This is a genomic window from Prevotella amnii DSM 23384 = JCM 14753 (genome assembly GCF_000378745.1).
GTDB classification, from domain to species: Bacteria; Bacteroidota; Bacteroidia; order Bacteroidales; family Bacteroidaceae; genus Prevotella; species Prevotella amnii.
In genome coordinates, this window is the sequence record NZ_KB905282.1 from 34,595 (window position 1) to 44,857 (window position 10,263).

The following is a 10,263-nucleotide window of genomic DNA, read 5'->3' on the forward strand; positions in this document are numbered from 1 at the left end:
AATGAAAACAAAAGCATATCTCATCCTTTCGCTCATCGTCCTTTTAGCAGCTTGTGGCAAGCAAACTAAGAACGCTGGCGAACAAGAAAAACAGTCATCGGACAGCATGACAAAGGTGAAACTCACCGATGAACAGGTGAAAAAGTTAGGCATCAAGGTGGGGAACATCGCCGACACGATGCTCATCAGCAATGTGGACGTCAATGGAAAGCTGGCAGTTGGCCCCCAGAGCGAGGCAACCATAACCCCGCAAATGGGCGGTAACGTCAAACAAATATTGGTTCATGAAGGGCAATCTGTGACCAAAGGAATGGTGGTGGCCTATCTGTCTCATCCTGATTTGGTAAACCTTCAGACGGATTATTTCTCGGCATTGAACCGACAGAGATACCTGAAAAAGGAGTTTGACCGCCAGACCGTGATGATGAACGAAGGTGTAGGAGCCGGCAAAGACTACGACCGTACGAAGTCGGAGCTGCAAACTGTGAGCGGTCAGGTGCAGATGCTTGCCGCCCAACTCAAACAACTGGGCATCAGTACGTCTGCCCTTCGCAAGGGAAAACCAATGCTGGTCATTGCATTGACAAGTCCCATCAACGGCACAGTGGAACAAATCAACGTGCAAACGGGGCAATATGTATCGCCCGAAATGGCCATGATGAAGATTGCTAACACCAGCAACATGTATGCTGAATTGCAGGTCTTCCAACGTGATGTGCCGAAAATTAAGGTGGGACAGGATGTAGCACTGAAGATTGTTCATGCTGACGGAACCGCCTGCAAGGGCAAGGTGTACTCCATAGGCAAGATTTTCAGAGCCGAAACGCAAACGGTTGAGGTGCGTGTTCGTTTGGATGGACAGCACACGGGACTGATTGTAGGGATGTATGTTCAGGCGAAGATTGCAACAAGCAGCGAAAGGACGAGAGTCGTTTCGTCTGATGCCATCGTTGAAGTGGATGGAAAATCTTATATCTTCACGGCGGCAAAGCAAGGGAACAACTGGCAGTTTGTCCCCACTATGGTCAAGAAGGTGAAGGAAGAAGGTGACCTCGTGGGCATAGAGACCAAGGGGCCGGCAGATCGTCTTTCACGCATTGTGCAGTCAGGTGCTTACTACCTGCTTTCTGAGATGAAGAAAGACGAGACGGGAGAGGAATAAAACATGACCGAAACGGAATGGATGTTTGGTAGGCAGGAAATTGCCCGGCTACCAAACATCCATCATGTTTTCAATATTATTACTGTCCGCTAAACATAGAAATCCTTATTCCAACTCATTGAGACACAATAGTTCGGATGGCAGCATGTTAGCGACAAGCCCCCTTATTCATTTTCTGTTACCTCCGGTGGCGATTCAGCCGCTGCTTCAAGCATGAGTTTCATGTCGGCATCCGGCATGTTGAAGAAATTATTCATGTTGAGGTATTCTATAAGTACAATGCGCACCATAGTAGCCAGCCCTGAGAAACTCCACCGCCTCCGCAATGAGCTTTGCAGCAGTGACAGTAATAGATTGGCAATGAGTGTGCCCCAAATCTGTATCTTGATGGCGTTGGCACTCTCGCCATAGAAGTATCCTTCTTTCCCGTCTTGGGATGCCGTCCCACGCCCTTGAAGATGACGTTAGAGAACAGGGTTATCGTGGTGGAATCGATGATTCTCAGACGTTTTATCCATTCCTCCGTACCATTGTGTAGGCTGTCCGAAGAAATGTGTACTTTTGCCTATGTTATCTAAGTTTGGGAACAAAAGCAAAGATAACAAAAAGGGCTGATACCTCGTGAGAAGTGTCAGCCCTAAATTTGTATCTTACCCAAAAGTTTAGCGGACAGTAATAAAATCTAACAAGAAATGATAGGAAAATGTAAGGCAATAGCGCACGGAAGCACAGCTTTGGACTATATCTTCAGGGAAGGCAAGCTCGGCTATCGGCTTGCCTTCCACAATCTTTGCAGCAGGGAGCCAAAGACAATCTATGAGGGAATGAAAGTGGTCAGTGACTACAACAGCCGTTGCAGGAACAAGTTTCTCCGCATAGAAATTGGTATCGCACCACAAGACGAAAGAAAGCTACCTGTGTTAGAACTTATGTGGATAACTCATTTGTTTGCCAAGCAAATGGGACTTGACAACCACCAATGGGTGGCAGTAACGCACAAGGACACCGACAACACACATATTCACATAATTGCTAACCGTATCAGTCTGTATGGAGAAGTCTATGACGCCAACTTCGCAAGGCGATGACTATGCAGAAACAGCATGGCAGCGCAAACTCAGATACCAAGCTAACAGAAAGAAGAAACGTGGAAGGGGAATATAAACATAGCAGCATACAAAAAGTGCAGAATAAAGAATATCTCATCAAAAACGCTTGTTATTCGGTAACAAAGTATTATCTTTGCAAACGGAATAATAAGCGTTCTTTGTTAGGCAGAAAACAGCGAAGCCGAGTAGCTCGCTCGTTTCTAAATAGTTACCTGTTTAGTTTTACCAATATGGTAACTTCTTTATTTTCAACAAGTTGTGTTTTAAGAATTATCTTCATGAGCAATATGAGAACAATAGAGCTTCTTGCTCCTGCTAAAAATGTAGAATGTGGTAAAGCTGCTATAGATCATGGGGCTGATGCTGTATATATCGGGGCACAAAAATTTGGTGCGAGACAAATGGCAGGGAATAGTGTAGAATCTATAGCCGATCTATGTTCTTATGCTCACCGCTATGCTGCTAAGGTTCATATTACGCTTAATACCATTATCTATGACGAAGAGCTGCCTGACACATTAGCACTTGTAGATGCATTAGTAGAAGCAGGAGTAGACGCTTTCTTAGTGCAAGACATGGGGTTATTTGAAGAAATTAAGAAAAGATTACCTTCTTATATAGCAATCCATGCTAGTACACAATGCGATACGCGCACTTTAAACAAAGCTAAATGGCTTCAGCAGCAGGGTTTTAACCGTGTCGTATTAGCGCGTGAATTATCTGTAGAAGAAATAAAAACTATCCACACATCATTACCTGATTTAGAACTAGAGGTCTTCGTACATGGTGCGTTATGTGTCAGTTTTAGTGGAGTATGTTATGCTTCTCAATATTGTTTTAATCGTTCGGCTAATCGTGGAGCCTGCTCACAGTTTTGTCGTTTACCTTTTGACCTTATAGATAATAAAGGCTTATTAATAAAGCAAAAATCTCATCTACTATCATTAAAGGACATGAATCAAATTAACAATTTAGAATCTTTAATGAGGGCAGGAGCGTGTTCTTTTAAAATAGAAGGTAGATTAAAAGATGTAAACTATGTTAAAAATGTGGTTTCTGCTTATTCGCAAAAATTAGACTCTATAATAAATAAATATCCAGAAGAATTTTGTAGAGCTTCACTTGGTAAAACAAAGTATCTATTTACCCCGAACCTAAACAAGACTTTTAATCGTGGCTATACAGATTATTTTGTGAAAGGTAGACAAATAGATATCTTTTCTCCAAATACGCCAAAAGCCTTGGGAGAAGATGTTGGCAGAGTGAAAGAATTACGTAATAATAGTTTTAATGTAGCTGGTACAGCAACTTTTACTAATGGAGATGGATTGTGCTTTTTGCATAAAACAATAATAGAAGGCAAAGAGAATATAAAATTAGAAGGTTTTCGAGTAAATAGGGTAGATGGTAATAGGCTTTACCCTTACAAAATGCCACTAGGTTTACAAGCTGGTATGAAGCTATATAGAAATCAAGATCAGGCGTTCGAAAAAGAGTTGAGTGGGCAAACTTCAGATAGACGTATACCTATAAGTTTATATCTAAATGGGGATAAAGACGGTTACACTTTGATTGCAAATATTATATCTGAAAATAAGAAAAAATATCAAGTTAAGACGAAACTGTCTTTTGAACACCAACAAGCAAAAAAAACGCAAGTCGAAAACATCATAAAGCAACTTACAAAATTAGGTAATACCCACTATATATGTGATACTGTGCAGATTGGAAAAGAAGTTGAACAATGTTTTATCCCTAACAGCGTATTATCAGAACTTAGACGTATGATAGTTATAGAACTTAATGATATGATAAAAAACATACGAAAACAAAGATCTTATCAACATTATACATTAAAAGAAGATAAAGTTTCTATACTTGATGCTAATAGTCTACTATATCGTAATATGCCTTATTTATATAATATATCCAATCAGAAATCTTTCAATTTTTATAATGCACAAGGACTAAAATATAAGGATATGGCGTATGAGTTAGAAGATAAATTAAATAGAATAAATAATAAAAAAGCAGGTGTTCCTAATATACTCTTGATGCAATGCAGATATTGTATCCGATACTCATTAGGCTATTGTGTAAAGCGAGGTGGAAAACAACCTACATGGTGTGAACCACTCCATTTGCGTTTATCCGATAATCGCCAGTTTAGGATAGAATTTGATTGTAAAGATTGCCAAATGAATATTTTTTCAGAATAGCTAAAAAGGAGATATAGAGAAATGAAAAATGAAAAAAATATATATTTGTTGTTTTTCGTCTTTTTAAATATTCTGTTTACAGGATGTTATAGACAAAGAACTCGTTCTTTAGTTCAGCTCCCAGATAGTATTCAAGATGCGCAGATTTTTCATAGATTATCTAACAAATACGATTCTATTATTAAGCAACAAGGGACAGACACTTCTACTTATTGGGGAGGTAAAAATGCACAAATAGACTCACTTAATTTTAGAATAAAACATCATTACTCAACAGGTTTTAATTTTGTAGTAAAATCAGATTCCTTATCTATTATCCGTCAACAGCCAGAAGAAACTATTAATAATTTATCTACTGACTCTTTTTCTGTTAATAAGGGTAATGTTATTGTTGTTGCAGATATACGTATTTTACCTGTAGATTCTATAGATTCTGTATGGGTACATATAGCTACAGAGAACGCACAGTTTGGGTGGATACACGAAAGTAAACTCCTTAAAAACGTAGTTCCTGCTGATCCTATATCACAGTTTATATCTATTTTTTCAAATATTCATCTACTTATATTCCTAATAGTTATTTCAATAATAGCTGTGGGGTATATGTTAAGAAAAATACGAAGACATAATGCAAAAATAGTACATTTTAATGATATTAATAGCATTTATCCTACATTGCTTACTACGGTTGTAGCTTCTGCTGCAACTTTTTATGCTAGTATTCAGCTTTTTGCACCTGAAACTTGGCGAGAGTTTTATTTTCATCCTTCGCTAAATCCTTTTTCCCAACCATTACTACTAAATATTTTCCTTTTATTAGTATGGTTAATGCTTATTGTTGCTATAGCTACGATAGATGATGTTAAGCGCTTATTAAAGTCGACAGATATTGTTCTATATCTAAGTGGTACGGCAGGTATTTGTGCAGTAAATTATATAGTTTTTTCTATTACTACTTTATATTATATAGGTTATTTATTACTTATTTTATATATTTATTTTGCTTTTAGGCAATATTGGTTACATCATAGCGAAAACTATTATTGCGGTAATTGTGGAATGCACTTGCATCGTAAAGGCAGATGTCCTCGTTGTGGAATTATGAATGAATAAGATACCTTTAAATATTATTGCTAAAAGGGAATACTAAAAACAGTAAAACAAACGGAAACGAAAGAGTAGAAAACAAGTCCGGACTATATATTACTAATAAGTAAAATCGTCATCTAAAGACATCTTCCTTAAAATATTAATCTTTTTATAGCTGTTTCATAAAAAGAACTATCTTTACTCATAGTTGTAAATTTTTTACAAAGCAAAAATAACTAAAATGGTTGATACCTAATAAAAAGTGTCAACCCTATTTTGAAAATTAATAAAAGTTTTACTGGCTACTTAACTAGAATGTTGGAGAATCTATATCTCTATTATTCAACCTGCGGGTATATGATTTGTTTTTCCCTGCATTGAAATTATACTCTACCCCTATTGCAAACATCGAATGGTTGTCTTTTATTCTGCGCTCTTCGTTATAGTTTACAAAAGAAGAAGAATTCGTCTTTGTAATGTATTTCGCGTCTTTGCCAATAAAAAATACTGATGCTGAGAATTTCCAATTATTTACTCTATAGCTTGCTGTAAAATCATTATTATTTTCAGTACTACTCTTAAAGCTTCCGTTGGCAGTGTATACAGGAATTACCAAATGATAATGTGCATTGAAATTCTTATAATTAAAGTCTACGTCGAACAGATTGTCTACGGAGAAGATTTTATTAACATCATCCTCATTGTATACTTTCTCCATTTGAGGTACACCAGCCAAAGAGAAAGACAACAAGTCATTTCCAAATGGCTTATACTGGAGCATAATGAATCCCCCATAGCTATTTACATGCTTACAATTTTTATAACCTGATATCAGTTTATTTTCATCATCGGTATAAAAATATTGATAGATAGCTTTTGACTGATAGGAATATGTAGCCCTTATCATTAAGTCTATATAATCATTATTATGATTCAGCATAAGCGTTGCTCTGGTATCCTTTCCATTCTTCAAATGAGGGTTACCTTTCTTATAAATATCTCTTGTTAGCATGGTAACATTACTACTAAGCATATTTAAAGAAGGAATAATTGGGTTAGAAGTAAATTCAAATCTCAGTGATGTGTTATTCGACACATTATAACCTAATTCTGCCTTAGGGGTAAACACAATCTCTGACTGAGACGCAAGTGATGAATTAATTTTTAATGTTGAAACTCCAATATTTACTTTATACATAAGTTTATCTTTACCCCCTACTAATTCTGTATAAAGATAATGTTGAGACTGGTTGGTAGAATATATAGATTGACCTGATAAATTATTTAAGTTGGATCTTGAATATGAAAATTCTGTACGGTAACCTGTATTCAGTTTAATATTTGCAAACTGATGCGAATAATCAATCTCACCGATGATACTATTCTTTCTATTCTTCAGCCTCATATTATCTATATATGATAGCACTATCCCATTTGAAATTTTCTCATCTTCATAGGAAGTGCTATTAGTACCAAAGGTAGCTGCATTAATATTTACAGCTAAATTATTTTTATCATCAAACTGCCTATCAAAGTAGAGATCTAAAGAAGGATTAAATGTATGAATATTATCACGAGAATTACGAATAATACCGTCTTCATGTCCTAGCTCTCCATACTCGCCATTTTGAATACTGTTACTATGTTCCCAGAGAATATTAGGGTCAAAGGAAATCTGAAAGATAGACTTCATATTTGGGATATAAGCATATTTCACACTAATATCTTGATTAATATATCCGAATTTTTCCTTTCCAGAAGACTTATCGATATAATTATCCACACCCTTCGTATATTCATACGAACGGCTATTTACCACATTCTTGTAATCACGTAAGCTAAAATCGTAAGAAAGATCAAACTTACTCTTACCTTGTGTGATAGAGAGGTAGACCTCACCATCTGAGAATCCTGTGCTGAATGCATCTCTCGTCTTTAGTCCGAAGCTGTAACCTTTTTCTAATGTTTTTGTAACAACATTTATAACAGAACTAGCTGTAGCATATCGAGCTGGTGGTATATCATAATATTCTATATACTTGATATTACTTGGTTTTAAGGCTTTAAGATCCACTTCAGAAGAACGAATGCTATTGATAAGGATAAGAGGAGCTTTTCCATCAACATTCTTTAAAGTTCCTGTTAAGGCATCTTCTCTTATTTCTGGAATATCCTTGACCAAGTCTCTACCCACCTGAGCATGCTTTATTTGCTCACTGGTAAAAGTGATTGATCTATGATCGATATGTTGTATATTTCTATTTGCCGTTACTACTATCTCCTTTAATTCTACAGCTAATGGTTGTAAAGAATAATTTCTGTTTAAACGAGAGGAGTCTGATAAAGCGATATTTTCTTTTATTGTCTTATACCCCAAATAGGACACGACAATTCTATAAGATTTCGTAGGAATATTATCTAAAGAGAAATTTCCTTCTAAATCCGTTAAAGATCCAGAATAGTTCTTTGTTGTATCAGCCTGTAACTGCAAAATCACATTTGCAAAAGCAATATTCTTACCCGTCTGAGAATCCTTCACATTGCCTTCTATTTTCCTTTGAGCATGTATCCACATACTACAAAGGAAAAAACAAATCAAAGAAAATATTATTTTATATTTCATAATGCTAAACTTAAGGCAAAAGCGAAGAGAGATAGAATTTTGGGAAATAGTTTACAGGTTTCCCTGTAGCAAGATTGTACATTGCCGTTGTACATAAGCCTGCTGTAATCCATGCTGCTATGGACAGTTGTGGAGGTGGTAGCGTTTCACTTTCTTCTCGATATTGAGTAACGATTTTATCCAACCACTCTTTAGGTTGATTCCAAAAAGCCCCGTGTCCAGTAACATACTCAGCTACCTTTAATTCAAATCCCTTTGGCTCTTCGGTCAGTTCAGATAAAGAATGCCCCAATGGGTCTACAACCGTAACAAAGCCAGCCCAACCAAAGTTGTATGGGTGCAGTACAGGGATTTTTCTTTCTTTGCAAATATTATCAAATACGAAAGGCGTATCGTCCTTAAAGTCCAATGCATTGATAGCCACATCATGCTCATTCAATAAATTCTCAATGTTACTCGGAGTTAAGAACTCCGTATAAAAGTCTATCTGCGCGTTGGGATTGATATTTAGCAAACGTTCAGCCAAACACTCTGCTTTGTATCTGCCAATGTCATTCTCCGTATAGTTCTGCCTGTTAAGGTTGTTTTCCTTCACCTTATCACCATCAATGATGGTGATATGCTCAAAACCAAACCGCAAAGCACATTCAGCCACTATGCTGCCTATACCTGCACCACCAAGGAAAATTTTATAATCTTTGATGCTGCCTTGTTCTCTTTCGTTCACATAGAGCCTGTTTCTATTATATCTGTCTTCCATAACGAAATAATTATTTTTGGCAAAAGTATAAGCAACAATAAAAATATGCACTACACAAAAGTGTAAAAAACTCTCATTCCACTTGTTATTTTAGATTTTATAACATATTCAGAAGATAACATGTTTGCTACTCATGATAATGTTCGTCCAAAAATCTCTCCAAATCCGACTCTTTATAGAATAATAATATATACCGCTTTACATCAAAAAGTTAACAAACTGTAAGAAGAACTTTTTTGCTTATTTTTTATGTAAATTTGCAAAATTGTTATTTATGTTTAATTCTAAAACTATAAACCTTATGAAAAAGTTTTACTTACTCGCTATTGTTTTATTAAGTTTAGCATCTTGTCAAATAGCAGGACTGACATCAGGTTATTCCCACTTGTCAAAAAAGGAACAAGCAAAAATAATTAACTACAAAGGAAAAATAGATGAAATCCACGACTACTCAAACATATACACTGTCACTGTAGAACAAGTAAAAGAATACCTTTCAAATCATAACAACGTTATCATATATGATTATACACCATTTTGTAAGTCTTCTTTTTGTTTACTTCCAAACATATTAGAAGATATATGTAAGAAAAACAATACAGATTTACTTGTTATTTCAAATATTTATGATGACATTTTTTTAGGTGTCACAAATAAATTTCCTATTTTAATGATAAAAACAAGTGTATATAATACTAAATCAAGGGCAAAATATATCGATAAATTTTATCATTCTTTAATCGGCTTAAATCTAAAAGAAATTGATTATGCAAGCTACCATTATTTCTCAAATGGTAATTACATAAAAAGCTTTAAGAATCCTCAAGATATAAGTTTATAACAAAAACCTTATAGACTCCATAACACATAACCATTTGTACCTGATACAAGATCATATCCACCACATGCAAAATTTGTAGCTGGTGGATTTTTGTTTGACTAGCATGCATGCTGTCTAGCGGGTGTAAGGGGCTCAGTAGAATTTTTCTGGGGAATAATTTGTTATTTAGTCGTCCCTTAAAAACTATATTTCAGCATAAAGTTTGTACTGACAAGCTTTATGCTGATTCTTTTTATAAGGTACAAAAGAACTCTCATAGCTCTTTTGAAGTTATATGCTGCCGCAACTAATAATACATTGATAGCATCTCCTTTCACACCTTTATAAAAGTTGCGAGATAATCGGTGGTCTGCTTTAAGATGTCCTATTGTTGGTTCTATACCTGCTCGTTTACAAAATAGTTTGTGTTTCTTTTTCTTTTGGTAGTAGCTGTCTTTAGCTTTAGGAACGTCTGGAATGA

The 10,263-nt window shown here is 35.7% G+C and carries 8 protein-coding genes and 1 pseudogene; 5 read left to right on the top strand and 4 right to left on the bottom strand.

Annotated features, from left to right (window positions below; genetic code table 11):
• Position 1: 1 nt before the first annotated feature.
• Positions 2-1,162: an efflux RND transporter periplasmic adaptor subunit gene (locus tag F596_RS0106945; RefSeq protein ID WP_019036383.1), complete on the top strand. Its 1,161-nt coding sequence runs from the start codon at positions 2-4 to the stop codon at positions 1,160-1,162.
• 164 nt (positions 1,163-1,326) lie between these two features.
• Here the strand turns inward: F596_RS0106945 and F596_RS12145 are convergent, their stop codons facing one another.
• Positions 1,327-1,488: a hypothetical protein gene (locus tag F596_RS12145; protein WP_238293006.1), complete on the bottom strand. Its 162-nt coding sequence runs from the start codon at positions 1,486-1,488 to the stop codon at positions 1,327-1,329.
• Positions 1,489-1,854: 366 nt separating this feature from the next.
• Here F596_RS12145 and F596_RS10945 point away from each other — a divergent pair.
• From F596_RS10945 to F596_RS0106965, 3 genes and pseudogenes are all read left to right on the top strand, one after another.
• Positions 1,855-2,239: pseudogene (locus F596_RS10945) on the top strand (relaxase/mobilization nuclease domain-containing protein); the annotation flags it as partial.
• A 319-nt stretch (positions 2,240-2,558) separates the two neighbouring features.
• A complete protein-coding gene (locus F596_RS0106960) occupies positions 2,559-4,490 on the top strand; it encodes a peptidase U32 family protein (protein ID WP_026302377.1) in 1,932 nt (643 codons plus the stop codon).
• Between the two features lie 21 nt (positions 4,491-4,511).
• On the top strand, positions 4,512-5,603 hold the full coding sequence (locus F596_RS0106965; RefSeq protein WP_019036387.1) for a hypothetical protein: 1,092 nt from the start codon (positions 4,512-4,514) through the stop codon (positions 5,601-5,603).
• Positions 5,604-5,889: 286 nt separating this feature from the next.
• Here the strand turns inward: F596_RS0106965 and F596_RS0106970 are convergent, their stop codons facing one another.
• The gene (locus F596_RS0106970; RefSeq protein WP_024992781.1) at positions 5,890-8,202 is read right to left on the bottom strand and encodes a TonB-dependent receptor; all 2,313 of its coding nucleotides are present in this window, start codon (positions 8,200-8,202) and stop codon (positions 5,890-5,892) included.
• A gap of 10 nt (positions 8,203-8,212) precedes the next feature.
• A complete protein-coding gene (locus F596_RS0106975; protein WP_019036389.1) occupies positions 8,213-8,962 on the bottom strand; it encodes a ThiF family adenylyltransferase in 750 nt (249 codons plus the stop codon).
• A 301-nt stretch (positions 8,963-9,263) separates the two neighbouring features.
• Here F596_RS0106975 and F596_RS0106980 point away from each other — a divergent pair, with 301 nt between their 5' ends.
• Positions 9,264-9,803 carry a hypothetical protein gene (locus tag F596_RS0106980; RefSeq protein WP_008451232.1) on the top strand — a complete coding sequence of 180 codons (540 nt, stop codon included), beginning with the start codon at positions 9,264-9,266 and terminating at the stop codon, positions 9,801-9,803.
• A gap of 176 nt (positions 9,804-9,979) precedes the next feature.
• On the opposite strand, the gene F596_RS0106985 is transcribed toward F596_RS0106980, so the two are convergent.
• Positions 9,980-10,263 (bottom strand): transposase (locus tag F596_RS0106985; protein ID WP_019036391.1); only part of this gene is annotated, 284 nt, incomplete at its 5' end.